The sequence below is a fragment of the Amycolatopsis albidoflavus genome, from assembly GCF_039525725.1.
GTDB classification, from domain to species: domain Bacteria; phylum Actinomycetota; class Actinomycetes; order Mycobacteriales; family Pseudonocardiaceae; genus Amycolatopsis; species Amycolatopsis albidoflava.
The window spans coordinates 646,208-666,931 of the sequence record NZ_BAAAHV010000003.1 but is presented as its reverse complement, the minus strand read 5'-3'; the positions used below and the strand labels follow the sequence as shown (position 1 = coordinate 666,931).

General features: G+C 67.2%; 22 protein-coding genes. 15 read left to right on the top strand and 7 right to left on the bottom strand.

From position 1 onward, the window contains the following. Nucleotides 1-93: 93 nt before the first annotated feature. From ABD156_RS04240 to ABD156_RS04225, 4 genes are read left to right on the top strand one after another with little or no spacing between them, the layout of a single operon-like run. Nucleotides 94-648 (top strand): RNA polymerase sigma factor, encoded by a 555-nt coding sequence (locus ABD156_RS04240; RefSeq protein WP_344266620.1) that lies wholly within the window; start codon nucleotides 94-96, stop codon nucleotides 646-648. Next, a complete protein-coding gene (locus tag ABD156_RS04235) occupies nucleotides 639-1,196 on the top strand; it encodes an Asp23/Gls24 family envelope stress response protein (RefSeq protein ID WP_344266617.1) in 558 nt (185 codons plus the stop codon). Before ABD156_RS04240 ends, ABD156_RS04235 begins: the two co-directional genes overlap by 10 nt. Continuing rightward, nucleotides 1,193-1,555 (top strand): Asp23/Gls24 family envelope stress response protein, encoded by a 363-nt coding sequence (locus tag ABD156_RS04230; RefSeq protein ID WP_344266614.1) that lies wholly within the window; start codon nucleotides 1,193-1,195, stop codon nucleotides 1,553-1,555. Before ABD156_RS04235 ends, ABD156_RS04230 begins: the two co-directional genes overlap by 4 nt. Beyond that, nucleotides 1,552-1,854: a hypothetical protein gene (locus tag ABD156_RS04225; protein WP_344266611.1), complete on the top strand. Its 303-nt coding sequence runs from the start codon at nucleotides 1,552-1,554 to the stop codon at nucleotides 1,852-1,854. Before ABD156_RS04230 ends, ABD156_RS04225 begins: the two co-directional genes overlap by 4 nt. A gap of 403 nt (nucleotides 1,855-2,257) precedes the next feature. Here ABD156_RS04225 and ABD156_RS04220 read toward each other — a convergent pair whose 3' ends face one another. Next, nucleotides 2,258-3,868: an LA2681 family HEPN domain-containing protein gene (locus tag ABD156_RS04220; protein WP_344266608.1), complete on the bottom strand. Its 1,611-nt coding sequence runs from the start codon at nucleotides 3,866-3,868 to the stop codon at nucleotides 2,258-2,260. A gap of 633 nt (nucleotides 3,869-4,501) precedes the next feature. Between ABD156_RS04220 and ABD156_RS04215 the strand changes: the two genes are divergently transcribed. From ABD156_RS04215 to ABD156_RS04205, 3 genes are all read left to right on the top strand, one after another. After that, nucleotides 4,502-4,900, top strand: coding sequence for a DUF2784 domain-containing protein (locus ABD156_RS04215; protein ID WP_344266605.1), 399 nt, complete (start codon nucleotides 4,502-4,504; stop codon nucleotides 4,898-4,900). A 16-nt stretch (nucleotides 4,901-4,916) separates the two neighbouring features. After that, nucleotides 4,917-5,576 carry a TrmH family RNA methyltransferase gene (locus tag ABD156_RS04210; protein WP_344266602.1) on the top strand — a complete coding sequence of 220 codons (660 nt, stop codon included), beginning with the start codon at nucleotides 4,917-4,919 and terminating at the stop codon, nucleotides 5,574-5,576. A gap of 785 nt (nucleotides 5,577-6,361) precedes the next feature. Beyond that, nucleotides 6,362-7,309, top strand: coding sequence for a glycoside hydrolase family 76 protein (locus ABD156_RS04205; RefSeq protein WP_344266731.1), 948 nt, complete (start codon nucleotides 6,362-6,364; stop codon nucleotides 7,307-7,309). 3 nt (nucleotides 7,310-7,312) lie between these two features. Here ABD156_RS04205 and ABD156_RS04200 read toward each other — a convergent pair whose 3' ends face one another. Further along, on the bottom strand, nucleotides 7,313-8,179 hold the full coding sequence (locus tag ABD156_RS04200) for a LacI family DNA-binding transcriptional regulator (RefSeq protein ID WP_344266599.1): 867 nt from the start codon (nucleotides 8,177-8,179) through the stop codon (nucleotides 7,313-7,315). Between the two features lie 148 nt (nucleotides 8,180-8,327). Beyond that, a complete protein-coding gene (locus ABD156_RS04195) occupies nucleotides 8,328-9,347 on the bottom strand; it encodes a LacI family DNA-binding transcriptional regulator (RefSeq protein WP_344266596.1) in 1,020 nt (339 codons plus the stop codon). A gap of 131 nt (nucleotides 9,348-9,478) precedes the next feature. Between ABD156_RS04195 and ABD156_RS04190 the strand changes: the two genes are divergently transcribed. The 8 genes from ABD156_RS04190 to ABD156_RS04155 all read left to right on the top strand — a co-directional run bounded on the left by ABD156_RS04190 (nucleotide 9,479) and on the right by ABD156_RS04155 (nucleotide 15,655). Beyond that, complete coding sequence (locus ABD156_RS04190) at nucleotides 9,479-10,498, top strand: substrate-binding domain-containing protein (protein ID WP_344266593.1); 1,020 nt, start codon at nucleotides 9,479-9,481, stop codon at nucleotides 10,496-10,498. Beyond that, nucleotides 10,495-11,493: an ABC transporter permease gene (locus tag ABD156_RS04185; RefSeq protein WP_344266591.1), complete on the top strand. Its 999-nt coding sequence runs from the start codon at nucleotides 10,495-10,497 to the stop codon at nucleotides 11,491-11,493. Before ABD156_RS04190 ends, ABD156_RS04185 begins: the two co-directional genes overlap by 4 nt. After that, a complete protein-coding gene (locus ABD156_RS04180) occupies nucleotides 11,490-12,311 on the top strand; it encodes an ATP-binding cassette domain-containing protein (protein WP_344266589.1) in 822 nt (273 codons plus the stop codon). Before ABD156_RS04185 ends, ABD156_RS04180 begins: the two co-directional genes overlap by 4 nt. Nucleotides 12,312-12,318: 7 nt before the next feature. After that, the gene (locus ABD156_RS04175; protein WP_344266728.1) at nucleotides 12,319-13,185 is read left to right on the top strand and encodes a PfkB family carbohydrate kinase; all 867 of its coding nucleotides are present in this window, start codon (nucleotides 12,319-12,321) and stop codon (nucleotides 13,183-13,185) included. Next, a complete protein-coding gene (locus tag ABD156_RS04170; protein WP_009084950.1) occupies nucleotides 13,182-13,817 on the top strand; it encodes a nucleoside/nucleotide kinase family protein in 636 nt (211 codons plus the stop codon). The genes ABD156_RS04175 and ABD156_RS04170 overlap by 4 nt, the downstream gene beginning before the upstream one ends. Before the next feature lie 18 nt (nucleotides 13,818-13,835). Beyond that, nucleotides 13,836-14,354, top strand: a complete 519-nt coding sequence (locus ABD156_RS04165) for a hypothetical protein (RefSeq protein ID WP_344266580.1) — start codon at nucleotides 13,836-13,838, stop codon at nucleotides 14,352-14,354. Between the two features lie 14 nt (nucleotides 14,355-14,368). Beyond that, nucleotides 14,369-15,112 (top strand): SDR family oxidoreductase, encoded by a 744-nt coding sequence (locus tag ABD156_RS04160; protein WP_344266578.1) that lies wholly within the window; start codon nucleotides 14,369-14,371, stop codon nucleotides 15,110-15,112. A gap of 132 nt (nucleotides 15,113-15,244) precedes the next feature. Next, nucleotides 15,245-15,655, top strand: a complete 411-nt coding sequence (locus tag ABD156_RS04155) for a VOC family protein (RefSeq protein ID WP_344266575.1) — start codon at nucleotides 15,245-15,247, stop codon at nucleotides 15,653-15,655. 4 nt (nucleotides 15,656-15,659) lie between these two features. On the opposite strand, the gene ABD156_RS04150 is transcribed toward ABD156_RS04155, so the two are convergent. From ABD156_RS04150 to ABD156_RS04135, 4 genes are all read right to left on the bottom strand, one after another. Further along, nucleotides 15,660-16,337 (bottom strand): DedA family protein, encoded by a 678-nt coding sequence (locus ABD156_RS04150; RefSeq protein WP_344266573.1) that lies wholly within the window; start codon nucleotides 16,335-16,337, stop codon nucleotides 15,660-15,662. 165 nt (nucleotides 16,338-16,502) lie between these two features. Next, on the bottom strand, nucleotides 16,503-17,327 hold the full coding sequence (locus tag ABD156_RS04145) for a YceI family protein (RefSeq protein ID WP_344266571.1): 825 nt from the start codon (nucleotides 17,325-17,327) through the stop codon (nucleotides 16,503-16,505). Further along, a complete protein-coding gene (locus ABD156_RS04140; RefSeq protein ID WP_344266569.1) occupies nucleotides 17,324-19,954 on the bottom strand; it encodes an MFS transporter in 2,631 nt (876 codons plus the stop codon). The genes ABD156_RS04145 and ABD156_RS04140 overlap by 4 nt, the downstream gene beginning before the upstream one ends. After that, nucleotides 19,951-20,478 (bottom strand): MarR family winged helix-turn-helix transcriptional regulator, encoded by a 528-nt coding sequence (locus ABD156_RS04135; RefSeq protein ID WP_344266566.1) that lies wholly within the window; start codon nucleotides 20,476-20,478, stop codon nucleotides 19,951-19,953. Before ABD156_RS04135 ends, ABD156_RS04140 begins: the two co-directional genes overlap by 4 nt. Between the last annotated feature and the right edge of the window lie 246 nt (nucleotides 20,479-20,724).

The following is a 20,724-nucleotide window of genomic DNA, read 5'->3' as shown; positions in this document are numbered from 1 at the left end:
AGGCTTCAACCGAGCGGGAGTGAGCACAGTCACCCACAATGCGTGCGTGACGAATGCCCGCCATGCGGTGTCCCCCTGACGGAAGGGGGTGCCGTGACCACGACCAGTGTCCCGCTCGACGACGCCACCCTCGTCGGCCGTGCGCGAGACGGCGACGTGCGCGCGTACGAACAGCTCGTGCTGCGTTATCAGGGCCCGATGTTCCGGCTCGCCCTGAAAATGCTGCACCACCGCGGCGACGCCGAGGACGTAGTGCAGGAAGCGTTCCTCGGCGCGTGGCGGAAGCTGGCGCAGCTGAACGACGACAAGGCGTTCGTCGGCTGGCTGTACCGCGGAACGACCAACCGCTGCCTCAACGTGATCCGGGCGCGCCGCCCGCAGGCCGACGTCGACCTCGACCTGGCCGAATCGCCGCGCCGCGACACTCAGCCCGAGCACGCCGCGCAGGTCAGCGGCCAGCTCGCGGCGCTCGACGACGCGCTTCAGACGCTGACGCCGCAGCAGCGCGCGTGCTGGCTGCTGCGCGAGGTGCACGGCCGGTCGTACGACGAGATCAGCGAGATCGTCGGCGCGAACCCCACCGCGGTCCGGGGCCGGATCGCCCGGGCCCGTGCGCAGCTGGCGGAGGTGATGAAGCCATGGAGGTGAACCAGGACTACGGATTGCCGTGCGGCCGGGAACTGGAGACGGTCTGGGAGAACCTGGACGAGGTCGACGAGCATCAGCTGGACTGCGTCCACTGCCGCACCGCGCGAGAAAGCCTGCTGGCTCTCCGCGCGGCGACCCAGGAGCTGATCGACGAGCCCGACCCGACCCCGCCGGACCTGGTAGGACGGATCATGTCGGCTGTCCGCGCCGAAGTGCGTCGCGGACAGATGCTGGACCTTCCGGCTGCCGAACCGGGCTCCGTCGAAGTGAGCGAACAAGCCGTCGCGGTCGTGCTTCGCTACGCGGCCGACTCCGCCGGCAACGTCCGCGCCCGCCGGGTGCGCGTGCGGAAGGTCGGCGTCGACTCTTCGGGTGCCGCTCAGGTCGAGGTCGAACTCACCCTCACGACGCGGCTGGGGAACACCAGCGGCGCGGACACGTTGGCCCGCGTACGAGAACTGGTGTCCGCCGCCGCGAGCTCACGAGTGGGTATTTCGTTGGTAAGCCTGGATCTGCTGGTGGAAGACGTGTACGAGGACGGGGAATGACCGCCGAATACGTGATCGCCGCCCCGGTGATCGCGAGTGTCGCCGCCCGGGCGGCCGCCGAAACCGCCGGAGTCGTGCGCCTGGAGCCCGGCCTGCGCGGTTTGGCGACCGCCTGGACCCGCGCCGCCCGGCAACGCTGGAAGGGCCTGGAACCGGCTCCCGCGGACGGCGTCCGGGTCCGCGCCCACGAGGACAGCCTGACCGTCGAGGTCGACGTGGTCATCTCGGGCGCGGACCAAGCCGCCGCCGTGGGCCGCGCCGTGCAGCTCGCGGTGTTCCGGGAAGTCCTGGCGCAGACCGGCCGTTCCGTGGACGCCGTCCGAGTGTCCATTTTGGACATCGAAGTGGGGCGGCAGTGACCGATCCGCGTTCGCTGGCCGGAAGACTCGCCGACGCCCTGTCCGCCATCGACGGCCTTCGCCCCGCGACGAGCGTGGCCGCGGAGATCAGCTGGCTGTCGACCGATCCCGCTGGTGGGTCGATCGATCTGACCTCGGAGTCAGTCGAGATTCGGTTGGTGGCGCTGCGATTGCCGCTGCCGCCCTTGCTGTCGGCCGCCGAGACGCGGGTGCGCGAGCTGCTCGAGGGGACGGAGTGGGCGGACGCGCGTCTTCGCTTGGTGGTGACGGACATCGACGGAGCGGCGTTCGCTGACTGAACGCTCCTGCTCATGCCTTTGCGGTGGTCGGCTTGTTTGCGTGGCGAGAGGGGCTTCGTTCGAGGTTGCGCTGACGGTATTCGCCGCTGTGCGGGACCGCGATGGTCGCTGCGTCCTCCCAGCTGAGCGAGTCGCTTTCAGCCGGGACTCCTCTTGCCGCGTTGTCTGCCCGAGCTTCGTGCCGTGGCGGACCTCTTGGCTCTCCAGGACGGTGGAGCCAGGGTTTCGCAGCTCAGGGATAGGTGCGTGAGCGACTGGCGTGTTGGAAATCGCCTGGTCGTTCATCGACATGCGGGACGTGCGGTCCCCTCTAGCCCCCGAAAGTGAGCCTGGCCAGGTGTCGATCGATCGGCCGGGGTTCTCCATGCTCCCCGCAGCGGCGGGCTGAGAAGGGCAGCCTGACCTACTGTTGACCGACAACGGGGATCTTGACTACGCTGGTTTCGGTGCTCTTTTTGTTCTCCGTGTAGTTAACCATGGCGACCAAGTACATTATCGCGGCACGCGTGACTTGCAGGGCTTGAATTGCCACCCTTTCTAGGCTGTCGATTCCGATCAAGCTGATAGAATCGCGACCCAGGTCCTTAGTTTCGTCCAATGTTGCGACTACGATCCGATGGGTTCCGGCATTTCTAAGGTTATACGCATCTGGATATAGGCCGTTTGGATTTACGTCGTCGACGAGTTCTCGTAGTGCGACAAGTGCGGGGATTACGTCCAGCTTGGAAATAACTTCCGCGCGAAAGCCTGTCTCGCCTTTTTTTGCCAAAAAGCTGCGGAAGGATACTGACGATGGTCTATCCCCGATCTCGAAGTGTTCGTTGATGCAAACGCAAATCTTGTCTAGGACGTCGAGTGTTGCTCGCTGGCCAAGCACGAACATTCCGGGAATTTTTCCATAAACTCTGTTGTCCTCGGTGTCCGCGTACCAACCTGTATCTGACGGGTGTTGGAGCCCCTCGGACTCTTCCGCCATCTGGCAAGCGGTATATATTATACTTCTTGCAACCAGGTACTCTGCCTTGATTGAGTTAATCATGGCGAAGATTTTTGGTGGCCCACCTTGGGTTACTGGGGTATGCACGGTATCGATATGAGCGCTATCCCACTTGGTCTCTGCGGAGCCAAGTCCTTCCAGTGCTGTAGTAGCAAGTATCAATCGATGTTCGATAAGCCACTTCTGAAGATGGTTATCCGGGTTGCCGGGATGCCAGTGGTCCTCGACGTCGAAGAGTTCCATGCTGGCCCAAAAATCTGCGGTCTGTTGGCCGGCCAGTTCCGAAACCCTACCTAGGTGGTCGTGCGCGATCCGAAGAAACCTGTTGTGCAGCACTGCGGCGTGGCCGACGTCAACGGTACCTTCATGCATGGCGATACGTAGAAGCAGGGCTGCGTTGCCTGCCGCGTTGCCGTTCGTTGGATCGATGGCCAGTGCGCTCAGGTACGCATCATAGGCCTCGACCCATCGGCCAGAGAAGTCCAACTGGTTCGCCAAATTGCAAAAACTACGTCCTCGTTGATCAATGTCAAGATGCTCGTTCATGCCAGCGGAGTAGTAGAGGAGGCGGGATTCCGTGAGAGATGAACGGAATTTGAGTCTATGTGCTAGATATTCTAGCTTGATTTTCTCTTCGTCTGCATCTTCGTTAGCCGACTCTGAACGAGTTTTTGAAAACTCATGATCAATAATTGACGTGAGACAGTTTGCCCGGTTGTACTGTGCTTGTGCAACCTGCCCCTTTGTTAAGTGAGTGGATCCTATGAGTTCGGCTGTCAGTTCTGCCGCGATGTCTAGTGCTTCTTTGTTGTTGGCTCGAGATCCAGCATCTATTAGGAGGCTTGAACAATTTAGCAAAACCTGCTGTTGGATCGGCCCGGACGTGATGTCGTGAACGCGATCAAATACCTCCTTGGCTGCATATACGGCGTCGCCGGGTAGATTGTCAACGTCTGCGTATGCTGCAGCAATCGCTGAGTCGGCTAAGAACAAGATCTCATGATTGGTGAGGCTCATTTGAGCCCAATCGGGGCTTCCGGGGTCGTTGTTACACGTTGTCCAGGCGGTGCAGGGATGGTTCTTGAACTGTGATCCTCGTGCGTCGCTGGTGGCACAGTGGCGCGTAGTGCGCCCGGTGTGCATGACAGTCACGCACCATCTGGGAAGCGGCGGTTTTGTGGCAATGACCTATGCGGCGCGAGGACGCCAGTTGGCCGGATGCTTGCGCGACCACAGCGGAGGCTCGTGATCAGCAGTTGCGCTGATCACGAGCCTTTGTGTTGTCCGTCAGGCTGACAGGGTTTGAACCTGCGACCCATTGGCCCCAGTCAAGTGATTGCTGCCGCGTCGATCGCAGGCGTCAACTCCTTGGCTATCGGCTCCCTTTGTCGCGTTTGCTACAGCCCTTCCGTCGCAGCCACGGACTGCTCGCCTCCCGTCGCAGCCACGGAGCAGGGTGCCTAACGCCGCATTGGGTCGCCCGTGGCAGGTGTCGCGGCGGGTCTCCTACCCGGAGTGATCCCTCCGTTACCTGCCGGGTGAACTCGTTGCTCCGGTGGGTCGAACATCACATCGAGTCCCCCGATATCCCGCTCCCGGTGCGGTAAATCGGAGTAAAGTCGCTGGTGGGTGCACTGGAAGGGGGCGAAGGTGGACACGACGGTCGCGCACGTTCTCGCCGACGTAACCGTGGCGGTGCACATCCTTGCTCTGCTCTTCATCGGTTTCGGCGGATTCCTCGCCTGGCGGTGGCCGAAAGTCATTTTCGGGCACATTTTCTTCGCGGTGTGGGGCGTGCTGGTCAATGTCACGCCGATTCCGTGCCCGCTCACCGCGCTGGAAGATTTCTTCCGGCATCAGCAGGGTCTCGGCGATCTGCCCGGCGGATTCAACGCCTACTACCTGTACGGGACGGTCATCCCGCGCTCGCTGCTGCCGGTGGTGGTCGTAGTGGCCTTGGCGGTGCTGGTGATCTCGTACCTCGGGGCCTACCTGCGCTGGCGACACCGCCACGACGACAGTCCGGCGCACGGCGTCAGCCTCGGCTGAGCGAGAATCGTCCTTCGTGACGACGGAACACCCCGAAGCGGGCCCCACCGAGTGGGTGAACCGCGAGGAGGTCGGCGTCGGTCCGTGGCCAGGAACCTGGCCGGACGACCCGCGCTACGACCCCGAACTCCTGACCAACGGCGACCGCCGCAACGTGGTCGACGCCTACCGCTACTGGCGCCGCGAAGCCATCGTGTCCGATGTAGACACCCGACGGCACCCGTTCCACGTCGCGATCGAGAACTTCCAGCACGACCACAACATCGGAACGGTCGTCCGCACCGCGAACGCCTTCGCCGCCGCCGAGGTCCACATCGTCGGCCGCCGCCGCTGGAACCGCCGAGGCGCGATGGTGACGGACCGCTACCAGCACCTCCGCCACCACGAGGACGTCGCGACCTTGCTGGAATTCGCCACCGCCGAGGGCTTGACGGTGGTGGCTGTCGACAACACCCCCGGCGCCGAACCGGTCGAGACTGCCGAGCTGCCGCGCAAGTGCCTGCTGCTGTTCGGCCAGGAAGGCCCCGGCCTGTCCGAAGCCGCCCAGTCGGACTCGGCGAAAGTCGTGTCGATCGCCCAGTTCGGCACGACGAGATCAATCAACGCGGGGGTAGCGGCGGGGATCGTGATGCACGCTTGGGTTCGGCAGCACGCGGACTTGTCCAAGGCCTGGTGACCCCCGACGCCGCGCCGCCGACGGGGTGTCTCGTGAGTGGGTGCGCCGGTTAGAACCGGTATAGCCACTGACGAGAACCCAGACTTGGCTCTGGCCGCGGAATTGGCTGTAACTCGCGCCAAGCAGTTCGAGCGCGCGCTGGCAGATCGCTCCATTCTTGATCCCCGCCCGGCTAGCGCCGCCGACTGGGGCAGTCCAGCCGCGGCGGCCGGTCCGCTCGACACGGCACTGGTTGCAGGGCTCTTGAGCGATTGGCGTGGCAAGGCTGCGGGCTCTCGAGCGATCGGCGCGGCAATTGGTTGGCCGACGGCAGTAGCGGCGGTGGCTGCTCGGGCGGCCTGGCGGATCCCCCGAGCTGTTCCTCGGTCGGCAAATGTCGTGGAGAGGCAAGTTTTCCGTAGCGCAGGCAGAATCGGCCTATGACCGCCGATCCATCCGAGCCCGGTAAGCCCGCCGATTCCGCTGCGAGCAGCGCTGCGACCGGTCCTGCCGAGGGCGCGGCCGATCCCGCTGGGCGTGCCGGGGCGGTCGACCCTGCCGAGGGTGCGGCCGATCCCGCAGGAGGCACCGGAACGACCGACCCTACAGAGGGCATGGCCGGCCCTGCAGTGCCTGCCGCTGCGGTCGATCCCGGCGAGGGCGCGGCCGATTCCGCAGCGCGAGCCGCGGCGGCCGGGCGAGCCGCGGCGGCTGACCGGGCCGCGGCCGGGCGATCCGCTGCTGCTGACCGGGCGGCGGCGGCTGAGCGGGCCGTATGCGCCCGACACCTCCGTCGGCTATGGGCGCTGCCCGGCACCGTCCTCGGTCGCAGTGGGTGGCCGCCTACCTTGGGGCAGCGGGTTCACTGGCACTGGAACTACTGGTGGCAGGCCCATCTCCTCGACAGCCTCGTCGATGCCCAACTCCGCGAACCCGCCGAAGACCGCGCGCGGCTGATCAATCGGTTCGTCACGACGGTGCACCGGCGCAACTTCGGCTCTTGGGTCAACGACTACTACGACGACATAGCCTGGCTAGGGCTCGCGTTGCAGCGAGTTCGCCAACTCCAACTGTCCACAGTGGACGAAGCGACGATTAACCAAGCGATCGAGGCCATCGACAAACGGCTGCATGAAGGCTGGACAAACGACCTTGGCGGGGGAATCTGGTGGCGGCGGGGCGACTCCTTCAAGAATACCCCCGCAAACGGCCCGGCTGCTATCTTTCACGCTCGTGTGGGTGATCAAGACCGTGCCCGCGCGATGACGCAATGGCTCACCGACACCCTCGTCGACCCGGAAACCGGACTCGTCTGGGACGGGATAAGGGCGGACACCGGCGAAGTCGTCAAGCATATTTTCTCGTACTGCCAAGGGGTTTACCTCGGCGCGTGCCTCGAACAGCAATGGTGGGAAGATGCGGCCCGCACCATCCGGGCGGTCGAGCAACACGGAGCACCCGGCGGCATCCTCCCCGGTTCGGAAGGCGGCGACGGCGGGCTCTTCTCGGCGATTTTGGCTCGCTACCTAGCACTTGCGGCGAAAACGCTCCCCAAGACGGAAGCAGAGACGGCTAAGAAGCTAGTCCAGAAGTCGGCCGAAGCGTGTTGGAACGGGGCGACGCAAGAGAAAACCGGGCCACTCTTCAGTGCGGAGTGGGCAAGGCCAGCACCAAACCCGCCAGGAAAAGCGGAGAAAGACTTGTCTGTCCAAATTGGAGGATGGATGTTGCTGGAGGCAGCGGCCACCCTGTAAAGATCAGCAGCCGCAAGAAGCGCGGTGCAAGAACCGTGGCGCGAGACGGACTGACTCCGGCCGGCGCTCCGGCTCCCGGCAGCGCGCCAGCAGCAACTGCACCGCCCGGCGGCCGATCTCCGAGATCGGTTGCGCCATCGTCGTCACGCCAGGCGAAACCGTCCGCGCCCAGTCCATATCGCCGTAACCGACGACCGCCAGTTCCGACCCGATCCGGATTCCGCGGCGGTGTGCTTCCCACTGCACCCCGATCAGCATCGCTTCGCCGGCGACCACCAAGGCCGTGGGCGAAGGCCAGCCGTCCAGGAGTTTGGCCGCTGCTCGGGCCGCGCCGCCAGCCGTCGACTGGCCGGAGGCGACCAGTTCTGGGTGGTAGCGCAACCCGGCGCGGCCTAGGCCCAGGCGGTAGCCAAGGGCGCGTTCTTCGCTGACGGTGGTCCCCTCGGTGCCGGTGATTAGCGCGATCCGCCGGTGCCGTCGCGCGGCCAGGTGCTCGACCAGTGCGGACATGGCCTGGAAGTTCTCCGACCCGACCTGGTCGACGTCGTTGCGGCCGGCGATCCGGTCCACCAGCACGGTGGGCACGCCGGTGCGCACGAGTCCATTGACCACCGCCTCGTCACCGGGGGCGGGCACCAAGAGCACACCGTCGACGCGGTCCGCCTGCAGGGCGCGCAGCACTTCGGCTTCCTCGCGCGGGCAGTCGCTGGTGTCGGCCAGCAGCAGGTCGCAACCCGCCCGCGCGGCAGCGCCGCGGATCGCACGCAGCAGCTGGTCGTGGTACGGGCTGGCGTGCCTCCCCAATGCCACCCCGAACCGATGGGTGACCGGCAGGTCCCAGTGGGAGACCTCCGGCGCCAGAACGGTCATTTCTCATGGCCCTCGTCGTAGATACCTACCCAACAGTAGCCACTGTCGGGCCGCCTAAGAGAGGGTCCGAGACGATCGGGTCCCGAGAATCACTGAGGTGAGTGAACGAAGCACGTGCTTGGTTACACCGGGCAGTCAAGACCGGCGGCTACGCGCACCCGCAGGAAGCCCGGTGCCGCAAAGTCGGCGGCAACCGCACAGTCTCGGCGGGACGTCCGGGATCCGCCAGTCGAGCCAGCAGCAACTGCACCGCGCGGCGGCCGATCTCGTCGATCGGCTGGGCCATGGTCGTCAGCGGCGGGTCCACGAGATCGGCCCATTCGACGTCGTCGTACACCACCACCGGCAAGTCCTGGCCGATCCGCAAACCCCGCCGCCGCGCCTCGTGCAGGACGCCGACCATCATGCTGTCGTTGGCCACCACCAAGGCCGAAGGCGGTTCCGGCAGCGCCAGCAGCGTGCTCAACGCCAGGCCGCCACCGTCGCGAGAGGACTGTCCGCACGCCACCAGGTCCGGCGACCAGCTCAAGCCCGAGCGGCCCAGGCCAAGCCGGTAGCCCAGCACGCGTTCGTCGCTCGTCGTGAGACCGGGCGCGCCGGAGATCATGCCGATCCGGCGATGGCCCAGCGACGCCAGATGCGCGGTCAGCGCCGAGGTCGCCTGGATGTTCTCCGCTCCGACCTGGTCGATGTCGGTCCGCGTGGTCAGCCGGTCCATCAGCACGGTCGGCACGTCCAGCGACACCAGTTCGCCGAGCACTGACCCGTCGCCGGGCGCGGGCGTGATCAGCAGGCCGTCGACGCGGCGCGATCGCAGCGCGCGCACCACGTCCCGCTCAGTGCCCGCGGTGTCGTGCGTGTCCGCCAGCAGCACGGTGTATCCATTTGCCGACGCCTCCCGCTCGATCGCGTGCATCAGCGCCGCGAAGTACGGGTTCGCGACCAGCGAGATCGCCATCCCGATCGACCGCGTACCCCCGGTGACCAGCGAACGGGCGATCGCGTCGCCGGTGTACCCGGTGGTCTCGATCGCCCGCAGCACCGCGGCTTTCGTCTCCTCGGCCACCGCCCGCGTGCCGTTGACGACGTGCGACACCGTCGTGATCGACACGCCCGCCATTTCGGCGATGTCGCGCTGGGTCGGGCGGGCGGAGCGGGGTCGCGGCATGTCTGTCCTTCACCAAGCGAGCGAAACCAGGAGCGTTGGCAAGCGTTTGCGCAAACGCTTGCGTCATGGCATGAGTCTGTCTACCTTCCCGTCCATCGGCAAGCTCGCACCTCGATTCGGAGGGCATCCCCATGAGACACCGGAGTCTCACCGCACTCGCCTTGGCGGCCGCTGTCGCGGTCTCCACCGCCGGGTGCACCGTCGAACGCCACTGGGGCGGCAGCTCCAAAACCGGCGGCAGCGGCAAGGCCAAGGTCGGCCTCGTCACGAAGACCGACACCAACCCGTACTTCGTCGAACTGCGCAACGCCGCGTCCGCCGCGGCGAAGGCCAACGGCGCTGACTTCAGCGCGCTCGCCGGGCAGTTCGACGGCGACAACGACGGTCAGGTGCGCGCCATCGAGAACCTGATGCAGCAGGGCGTCAACACCATCCTGATCACCCCGAGTTCGTCCACCGGCGTACTCAAGGCCATCAAGGACGCTCGCGACGCCGGCATCCTGGTGATCGCCCTCGACACCGCCACCGACCCGCCGGACGCGGTCGACGCCACCTTCGCCACCGACAACTTCGCGGCAGGCGAGCAGCAGGGCGCGTACGTCAAGGCGGCGCTGAAGGGCACCGACCCCAAGCTCCTGATGGTCGACGGCACCGCGGGCGCTTCGGTCGACACCCAGCGGCACGGCGGGTTCCTCAAGGGCATCGGGCTCAAGGACGGCGCGCCGGAGATCAAGGGGCACGCCAACGCCAACGGCGACCAGAGCCTCGCCCAGCAGGGCATGGAGAACCTCCTGCAGCGCACCACTGACCTCAACGCGGTGTACACGATGAACGAGCCAATGGGCCGCGGCGCGTACGCGGCGCTGAAGGCGAGGGGCCTCAACGCGCAGCTCACTGTCGGCTCCATCGACGGCGGTTGCGAGGGCGTGCAGAACGTCAAGAACGGTCAGTTCGCCGTCACCGTGATGCAGTTCCCGCGGAAGATGGCCGAACAGGGAGTGCTCGCGGCGGTCGAGTACGCGAAGACCGGGAAGAAGCCGAGCGGGTTCGTGAACACCGGATCGACCGCGATCACCGACCACCCGATGCCGGGTGTGCCGAGCAAGGACACCGCCTGGGGTCTGCAGAACTGCTGGGGAGGCGGGAAATGACGACCGCGACGGCAAAACCGGTCAACAACCGCGAGCGCGAAACGCTCGGCGAGTTCTTCCTGCGCGCCCCGGCGGTCGGCCCGGCGCTGGCACTGGTCGTGGCGATCGTGGTGTTTTCCTTTGCCACGGACACCTTTTTCGACCTGGACAATCTGTCCACAGTGGTCCAGCAGTCGCTGGTGGTCGGCACGCTCGCGCTCGGCCAGACGCTGATCATCCTGATCGCGGGCATCGACCTTTCCAACGCGTCGTCGATGGTCGTGGCGACGCTGGTGATGGCGAAACTGGCCGCGGTCACGAACGTTTTCTTCGCACTGCTGGCCGGGGTCGCGCTGACCGTCGTCGTCGGCCTGTTCATCGGCACTCTCGCGACGCGGATCAAGCTGCCCGCCTTCATCATCACGCTCGGCACGTTCACCGGCCTGACCGCGGTGGCGAAGCTGATCGCGGGCGGCCAGGCGGTTCCGGTGTCCGACGGCCTGCTCACCTGGCTCGGCACGAAGCGGTACCTCTTCGGCGGCATCCCGATCACCTACGGCATGACGCTCGCGCTGCTCATGTTCCTCGCCGTTTGGTACGCGCTCACGAAAACCGCGTGGGGCAAGCACGTTTACGCCGTCGGCAACGCGCCGGAATCCGCGCGGCTGTCCGGGATCAAGGTCAACCGCACCGTGCTGTCGGTCTACCTGGTCGCCGGTTTGTGCTTCGGCATCGCCGCGTGGCAGGCGCTCGGCCGCACGCCGAACGCCGACCCGAACCAGTTCCAGCTCGGCAACCTCGACTCGATCACCGCCGTGGTGCTGGGCGGCACGAGCCTGTTCGGCGGCCGCGGTTCGGTGCTGGGCACGCTGTTCGGCGCGCTGGTCGTCGCGGTGCTGCGCTCGGGCCTGACGCAGATGGGCGTGGACGGCAACTACCAGGACCTGGCGACCGGCGCGTTGCTGATCGCCGCGGTGGTCGTGGACCGGATCGCACGGAGGCAGCAGCAGTCATGACTACCACGCAGCAGCAGCCGACTCTTTCCGCGCGCGGCCTGGTGAAGCGCTACGGCCGGGTCACCGCCATCGACGGTGCCGATTTCGACCTCTACCCGGGCGAAGTGCTCGCCGTGGTCGGCGACAACGGGGCTGGAAAGTCCAGTCTCATCAAGGCATTGTCCGGAGCGGTGGTGCCGGATGCCGGAGAGATCAAAGTGGACGGCAAGACGGTCCACTTCAAGTCCCCGTTGGACGCACGGCACTACGGAATCGAGACGGTGTACCAGGATCTGGCGGTCGCGCCGGCGCTGGACATCGCGTCGAACATGTTCCTCGGCCGGGAAAAGCGGCTGAAGGGACCGTTCGGGATCGGGTTGCGCAAGCTCGACAGCGCGACCATGCGCACCGAAGCGCAGCGAATCCTCGACGACCTCGGCATCAAGGTCAAATCCATTACCCAGCTGGTGGAAACGCTGTCGGGCGGGCAGCGGCAAGGCGTCGCGGTGGCGCGGGCGGCGGCGTTCGGCACCAAAGCGGTGATCATGGACGAGCCGACGGCCGCGCTGGGCGTCGCGGAATCCGCGAAGGTGCTGGAGCTGATCGGCCGGATCCGCGACCGCGGCCTGCCGGTGGTGCTGATCAGCCACAACATGCCGCACGTCTTCGAGATCGCCGACCGCATCCACGTGCACCGGCTCGGCAAGCGCGTCGCCGTGGTGACGCCGAAGTCGCACAGCATGAACCAGGTCGTCGGCCTGCTCACCGGTGCGCTGAAGCTCGACGACAACGGCGAAGTCGTCGAGGTCGCGTCCACCACGCACGCCGGGTTGACCTGACGTGCGAGTGCTGCTGGCGGGATTGTGCACCGTCGATGTCGTACAACGGGTCGCGGAATTTCCGGAGCCGAGCGAGAAAGTGCAGTCGCTGCAGGTGGATGTCGCGGCGGGCGGGCCGGCGACGAACGCCGCGGTGACCGTCGCGGCGCTCGGTGGCGAAGCGACTCTCGTGACGGCTCTCGGTGCACACCCGCTGGCCGCACTCGCGCGGGCTGACCTCGAAGCCTGCGGCGTCGACCTGGTCGATCTCGCTCCAGAACGCACGCAGGCACCGCCGGTCAGCGCGGTCGTGGTGCGAGACGGCGACGGCGAACGCACCGTCGTCTCCCGCAACGCCGCCGCCGACGAGCCGCTGGAACTGCCTGACCTAGCACCGCTTTTCGACGGAGTGGGAGCTGTCCTCGTCGACGGCCACCACCCCGAGCTAGCGCTTGCTGTCGCCGAGGAAGCCGGTACCCGCGATGTGCCGGTCATCCTCGACGCGGGCAGCTGGAAACCGGTACTGGACCAGTTGCTGCCACTGGTCCGCGTGGCAGCCTGTTCAGCGCGGTTCCGTGCTCCCGCACCGAGTTTGGCCGAACGCGGAGTGTCAGTGACGATCACGACGGCAGGCCCGGAGCCGGTCGCCTGGAGCACTACGGAAGACTCTGGGCAGGTCCCCGTGCCGCTCGTCGAAGCGCGCGACACCCTGGGGGCCGGAGACGTGTGGCACGGCGCGCTCGCGTACGCCGTGGCGAACCGGGACAGCGCCGTCCCCGACTGGATCGGATACGCGAACGCGGTGGCCGCGGAACGCGTCCGGCACGTGGGTCCGCGTTCGTGGACCGGGCCGGTCGGAGAACTGGCGAAGAGCAGAGAAGAGGGAGTGCGATGACGGCGTTCGAGGACCTCCTGGCGCGGGCCGAAAAGCTGGCCAAACCGCGGGAGCGGCACGTGCTCGGCATCATCGGCGCGCCCGCCTCCGGCAAGACCACGCTGGCCTGGGCGATCGCCAACGCGCTCGGTTCGCGCGCCGCGGTCGTCGGGATGGACGGCTTCCACCTGGCCCAGGTCGAACTGCAGCGGCTCGGCCGCACCGATCGCAAGGGCGCGCCGGACACCTTCGACGCGGCCGGCTACGTGCACCTGATCCGCCGGCTCGCCGAGGGCCGCGAGACGGTCTACGCGCCGGAGTTCCGCCGCGAGATCGAGGAGCCGATCGCCGGCGCGGTCCCGGTCGCGCCCGAGGTGCAGCTGGTCATCACCGAGGGCAACTACCTGCTGCTTCCGGACGACCCGTGGAGCGGCGTGCGGCAGTACCTCACCGAGGCGTGGTTCCTCGCGCCGGACGAGCCCGAGCGGATCGAGCGGCTGGTGTCCCGGCACCGGCGCTACGGCCGTTCGCTGGTCGAGGCCCGGCAGCGCGCGCTCGGCTCCGACCAGCGCAACGCGGACCTGATCGCGAACACTCGCGACCGCGCCGACCTGGTGCTCGAGAACCTGCCGCTGACGAACTTCGCCCTCTGAGCGGGCTCTGCGCAGGTGATGTTCGACGATCCGGCGACGACGGATCCCTACGCCGGCGCGGTCACCTGGGACCGGGCCGGCGACGCCCGGATCGCCGTGCTGTACCCGCCGTACGTCCCGCTCGTGCGCACGCACCTGAACGGACTGCGGGCATTGGTCGAGCGGCAGTTGACCGAGCCCGCGGTGCCCGCCGCGGATCCGAGGGTGGTGCTGCTGGTGGAGCGGATGCGCGAGACCAGCGCCGAGCCGCAGCTGGAGCCGGAGGTGCTCGCCGACGTGCGGACCCGGCTGGACTGGGCGTTGTCGGTGCTGCCGGAACACGGCGGGGTCCTCGAACTGCACACGCCGATGCACCAATGGTGGTGGGGACGCGCGCTGCTCGACGTGTGCACGGCGATCACCGCGCTGCTGGGAGCGTGGTTGCGCGGAGAGGCGGTCGACGGGCAGCACTGTCCGGACGACGCGACGTGGTGGATGTGGATGGCGCAGATGCGCTGGCTCGACGCCCAGTTCGTCGAGCCGCTCAAGCCAAGCTGACGAGGGAGTGACCTGTGGGGGTTTTGGTCGTCACCGGCGGCAGCCGGGGCATCGGAGCGGCGATCTGCGACCTGGCCGCCACCCGCGGCTACGACGTGGTGGTGAACTACTCCGGCGACCCGGCTCCGGCCGAGGAGGTCGCCGAGCGGGTGCGTTCCCACGGTGCGCAAGCGCTTGCGTACCGCGCCGATGTGTCCGATGAACAGCAGGTCAGCGAGCTTTTTTCGGCGGCGGCCGAGTTGGGGCCGATCGTCGGGCTGGTGAACAACGCGGGCATCACCGGCAACAGCCCGGGCAGGCTCGACGAGCAGAGCGCCGAGACCGTGCGCCGGGTGCTGGACATCAACGTCACTGGCGTTTTCCTGTGCTGCCGGGAGGCGGTGCGGCGATTGTCGACTCGCTACGGCGGGTCGGGCGGCGGGATCGTGAACATCTCGTCCACGGCGTCGCGGACCGGGTCATCGGGCGAATGGGTGCACTACGCGGCGTCCAAGGCCGCGGTCAACACGCTCAGCTTCGGCCTCGCGCAGGAAGTCGCCGACGAGGGGATCCGGGTCAACGTCGTGTCGCCCGGCCTGGTCGAGACCGGATTGCACGCCGCCGCGGGAATGCCCGACCGGCCCGAGCGGTTCAGCGCCCTGATCCCGCTCCGGCGCGTGGGCCAGCCGGAAGAGATCGCCGCAGCCGTGCTGTGGCTGTTGTCCCCGGAGGCGTCCTTCACCGTGGGCGCGGTGCTCGAGGTCGGCGGCGGTCGCTGATCGATCTCGGACTGTGAGACGCCCGGAGACGGGCAGATCACGATTGACCCCGGAACTCGGTCAACTCGCCCGTAGCGGTTGTGCCGGTGTGCGAGTCTGGAACGAGGGGTTGAAAGGACGGCCGCGAAAGTCATGCCCAAGCTCACGTCTGTGCACCATCTGGCGCTCACCGTGACCGATGTGGACCGAAGTGTTCCCTGGTACGTCCGGGTGCTCGACCTCGAGGAAAGCCATCGGCGCGAAGACCCGGAAACCGGGGTGCGCAAAGTAGTTCTGCGTTCGGCGGGAGACGGTTTCTCCGTGGTGCTGGTCCAGCATCCGGACACTGAGAGACCCGCGTTCGACGAAAGACGCACTGGTCTGGACCATGTCGCGTTCTCGGTTTCGTCGCGCGCCGAGGTCGCCGAATGGGAGGACCGCCTGCGGGAGTACGGCGTTTCCTACCTGCCCGCGACGGAATCGCAGACCTTCGAGGATTCGGCGGTGATCGTGTTCCGCGATCCGGACGGCATCCAGCTGGAAGTCTGGTCCGACCCGGCGTGAGAACTCAGGCGTGCGCGTCGTCGGGTTCGTCGACCGGACGCCGCATTTCCTGGCGGTAGCGCAGCACGCCGTACGCGGTGCCGAACACGAAGAACGCGATGCTCACCCACAGCGCCGCGGTCTTGACCCACGGGATCGCGTCCAGCAGGCCCGCGCCGTAGTAGCCGAGCAGCACCAGCGTCGGCACCCACAGCAGCCCGCCGACAGTGGTGGCGAGCAGGAACCGGCGCGAATCCATCCGCGCGGCTCCGGCGATGAGCGGGGCCAGCGTGCGGATCCACGGGATCCACCTGGCCGCGACGATCGCGAAGAAGCCCTTGCGGTCCAGGAACTCCTGCGCGCGTTCGAGGTTGCGCCGGTTGAGCATCCGCCCGCCGCGCCGGGCGATCAGCGTGGTGCCCGCGCCGCGGCCGATGTAATAGCCGATCTGGTTGCCGAACACGGCGGTGAGCAGCGCGGCCCCGGACAGCAGCCACGCGTTGAGGTCCGATCCGTGCTGCGCGAGCACCACGCCCGCGCCGAACAGCAGCGAATCGCCGGGCAGGAAGAGCCCGATGATGAGCGCGCATTCGATGAGCACGAACGACAGCACGATGACCCAGACGAGCACCGGGCCGGCGGTGTCCAGCCAGCTCAGGCCGATTCCCGCGGCGTGCGCGGGCTGGGCGGCGTCGAGGTTCACGCGAAGAGCCTACGTGGCTGGGACCGGCTGCAGCACGCAACCATCGAATCCTCCGCATTCGGTGACTTTGGGTATTCCTGGGATAACCAGACTGTTCACCCTTTTCGCCCAGGACAACGAACAGGCCGCCCGGAACAGTTCCCGGGCGGCCTGTCGCGGTTTTCTCTAGAACTGCGGCAGGGACTCGCCCTGCACCGCCTCGATGTCCAGCTCCACCTTGACGGTCGTGCCGATCGCGGCCACGCCCGCCCGCACCATCGCGCTGTAGTTGATCGCGAAATCGTTGCGGTGCAATTGCGTTTCGGCGTGGAACGCGGCGCGCACGCCGCCCCACGGGTCCGGGCCGTGCCCGGTGTAGCGCAGGTCGAGCGTGACGTCGCGGCGTTCGCCGTGCAGGGTCAGCACTCCGCGCAGCGCCCAGTTGTCCGTGCCGAGCTGGGAAAGCCCGGCGCTTTCGAACGTGATGAGCGGATACGCGTCGACGTCGAGGAATTCGGCCGAACGCAGGTGGTCGTCCCGCATCTTGATGCCGCTTTCGATGCTGCCCGCCTTGATCTCGGCGTGCACCGTCGACCGCTCCACCGGGCGGGCGACGTCGATCCGCCCGGCCACGTCCGGGAACCGCACCTTGATGCTCGCGATGCCCATGTGCCGCGCGGTGGCGACCACCGACGAGTGCATCGGGTCGATCGTCCACGGACCCTCCGGCGGCAGCTCGACCGCGCCGGAAACCGGCACGAGCGCGATGTCGCCGAGCAGCCCGGCCCCGTCGGAGCCGATCTGCACGGTGCGGGCCAGCGGCGTGTACCCCGGCGCGGTGATCACGGCGGTGTAGACGCCCGGGGGCAGCGGGTCAGTGACCACTGCCCCCTTCGCGTCCGTGACCTGCCGCGCGACCTGGCGACCGTTCAAGTCGGTGACCGTGAGCACCGCGTTCTCGACCGGCCAGCCGCCGTTCGAGCGCAGCTGTGCGCGCAGGCCCCCGCTCATGACCGGTCGACCAGCTCGTCGAGCGCCTGGTCGTAGCTCAGCCGCACGTCGTGCTGGGCCTCGCCGTCGTTCAGCGTCACCTGGCTGGTGGCGGGCGGGTAACCGCTCGCCACGACCGTGTACGAGCCGATCGGCAGGTCGCTGACCACGTACCGGCCCTCGCTGTCGGTGCGGGCCACCGCTGCGACGTTGCCGTTCGCGTCGAGCACGGTGATCCGCGCGTCCGGCACGATCCGGTCGCCCTCGGTGCGCGCGACGCCCTGGAGCAGCACCGCGCCGGCGAGTTCGACGTCGTGGCGCAGCACACCGCTGTCCGGAACCGTCAGCGTGACCGCGACCGGGCGGTAGTGCGGGCCGCTCGCGACCAGCGTGTACTGCCCGGCGCCGACGCCGCTGAAGGTGTAGACGCCGTCCTCGGTCGTGATGAACGCGCCGTTGACCTCGCCGCGCGAGTCGGTCAGCGTGACCGTCGCGTTGGCCAGCGGGGTCGCGGTGCCGATCGAACGGACCACGCCGGTCAGCTCGCCGGACCCGGTGAGCGTGACGTCGAGGTTCGCCGGGTGCCCGCCGACCACCACGCTGGAGGCCTGCGGCTGGTGCCCGGGAGCGGACACGATCAGCACGTACGTTCCCGGACCCTGGGTCGGGATCGAGTAGCTGCCGTCGCCGTTGCCGGTCGCCCGCGCCACCTGACGGCCCTGCTGGTCGATCAGGGTCAGCGCGGCCGCGCTCACGTGGCTGCCGTCCTGGCGGCGCACGTGGCCGGTGACCGGGACGCCGCCCGAACCGGTTGCCGTGCCGAATTCGGCGTCGGCCAGCGAGTTGGTGATCGGCATCGGCCGGGCGTCGGCCACCGCCTGCGCGTCGCCGTGGCCGTTGGTCAGTGCGTGCTTGCCGCCTGCTCCGACGAGCACCGGCTCCTGCTTCGGGGCCTCCTCGAACAGCGAACCCGTCTTCAGCTCAGCGGTGTCGTCCTGCGCGGCCGGGACCGGCTCGTCCAGGTCTTCCAGCAGCGCCTCGCCGCCTTCGACCGCGGCCGCGGCCGGGTTCATGCCCGCCAGCGGGATCTCCTTCATGAACAGCAGCACCAGCGTGGCCAGCAGCGCGACGCCGCCGGCGACCCAGAACACCGTGGTGATGGACTCGGTGAAGCCGATCAGGATCGGCGTGCGCACCGCTTCCGGCAGCGTCTGGATGACGCTCGTGTTGCTCGACAGGTCGCCGAGGTTGGTGCCCCCGCCCGGAGGCAGGTGGCCGCCGAACGCCTTGGTGATGTTGCCCGGCAGCACGTTGAACAGAATCGTCAGGAACACCGCGACACCGGCGGTACCGCCGATCTGGCGGAAGAACGTGGCCGACGCGGTCGACACGCCCATGTCCTTGCGCGGGCCCGCGTTCTGCACCGCGATGATCAGCGTCTGCATGCACTGGCCGAGGCCGAGGCCGATGATCAGCGCGGCCACCAGCGGGTGCCAGATCGGAGTGTCGTACTTGACCAGCGCGAAGAAGAACGCGCCCGCCGCGATCAGGATCGTGCCGACGACCGGGAAGATCTTGTAGCGCCCGGTCTTCGAGGTGATCCGGCCGGAGATGATCGAGGCGGACATGATGCCGACCATCAGCGGCAGCATCAGCAGACCCGATTCGGTCGGCGAGTAACCCTGCACGACCTGCAGGTACTGCGGGATCATCGTGATCGCGCCGAACATCGCCACACCGACGATCACGCCGCCGATGATGGCGACGGTGAAGGTCGAGTTCTTGAACAGCCGCAACGGAATCAGCGCGGCGTCCTTCATCAGCTTCTCGACGACGATGAACAACACGACGCCGACGCCGCCGATGATGTACATCCAGATCGACTTCTGGTCGCCCCAGCCCCACTTCTGGCCCTGTTCGGCGACGATCAGGAACGGCACCACGGCGATGACCATGGTGAGCGCGCCCCACCAGTCGATCTTGTGGTCGTGGCGGTTGTGCGGAACGTTCAGCACCTTCGCGACGACGAACAGCGCGACGATGCCGATCGGCACGTTGATCAGGAAGACCCAGCGCCAGCCGTGCAGGCCGCCGAGGGTGTCGAAGCCGGCGAAGAAGCCGCCGAGCACCGGGCCGAGCACCGTCGAGATGCCGAACACGGCGAGGAAGTAGCCCTGGTAGCGCGGGCGTTCCCGCGGCGGGACCACGTCGCCGATGATCGTCATGGCCAACGACATCAGACCGCCGGCGCCGAGACCCTGCACCGCGCGGAACGCGGCCAGTTCGTACATCGTCGTCGAAGCCGACGCCGCCGCCGAACCGACGACGAAGATCGCGATCGCGGCGAGGTAGAACGGCTTGCGGCCGTAGATGTCGGAAAGCTTGCCGTAGATCGGCGTGGCGATCGTCGACGTGATCAGGTACGCCGTGGTCGCCCACGCCTGCAGGTCGAAGCCGTGCAGGTCGTTGGCGATCCGGACGATCGAGGTGCCCACGATCGTCTGGTCGAGCGCGGCGAGGAACATGCCGCACATCAGGCCGCTGATGATCGTGACGATTTGGCGGTGAGTCAGCCGCGGACCGCTCTCGCTGTCGTCAGCGGGCGCTCCCCCTCGCGACTGAGGTTGTTTTTCAACGGTGGACGTCATGCGTTCGAGGCCCCCTTGGCCTGTCCCGCCGCCGTGATTTCGGACAGCGACGGATTGTTCTTTTCGATACCTGTGTTGAGCCGCGCGAGAAGCTCGTTGAGCGTCTCGCGCTCCTCCTGGCTCCAGTCGCCGAGTACTTCGGCCAACCACCGGGCGCGGTGCTTGCGGTTTTCGTCGAAGACGCGAAGGCCTTCGGCGGTCGGGGCGAGCAAGCAGGCGCGGCCGTCCTCGGGGTCGGCCTGCCGTTCGACGAGCCCGTGCTGCACGAGCGAGCTGGACTGCCTGCTGATCGTGGAGATCTCCGAGTGCAGGAACTCGGCCAGCTTGCTGGTGCGTTGCGGGCCTTCGTGGACGAGGCAGAAGAGGATCGCGTACGCGGCCCTTTCGATCCCGTCCGGACCATGCTTGGCGACCTGGGACTTCGCCTTGGTGATCAAGCGCATGAACCGGACCAGCTCGTGTCCGAGCTGGTCGGCAAGGTCGAGGTCGGCCTCGGGCCTGACGGCGGAGTTCTGAGGTGCCATGTGGGTCTTCCTTGGGGTGGAGCAAACCATTGGTTGGCGACTGCAACTAGTTGCCTTAAGCAAGAGTGTGCCCGTACGGCGTATTTCGCAAGCGGCCGACCCCTGGTTGTGTCACAGGACACTTTAGTTGCCGCATGCAAGCAGATTTCAACCGGAGAGGTAACGTCCGTTTTCTCCCGGTATGCGGACGCCGCTGGTCACCCGTGGTTTCGGGGCGGGAACAGATCCTTCTCGCGGGGCCTTGTA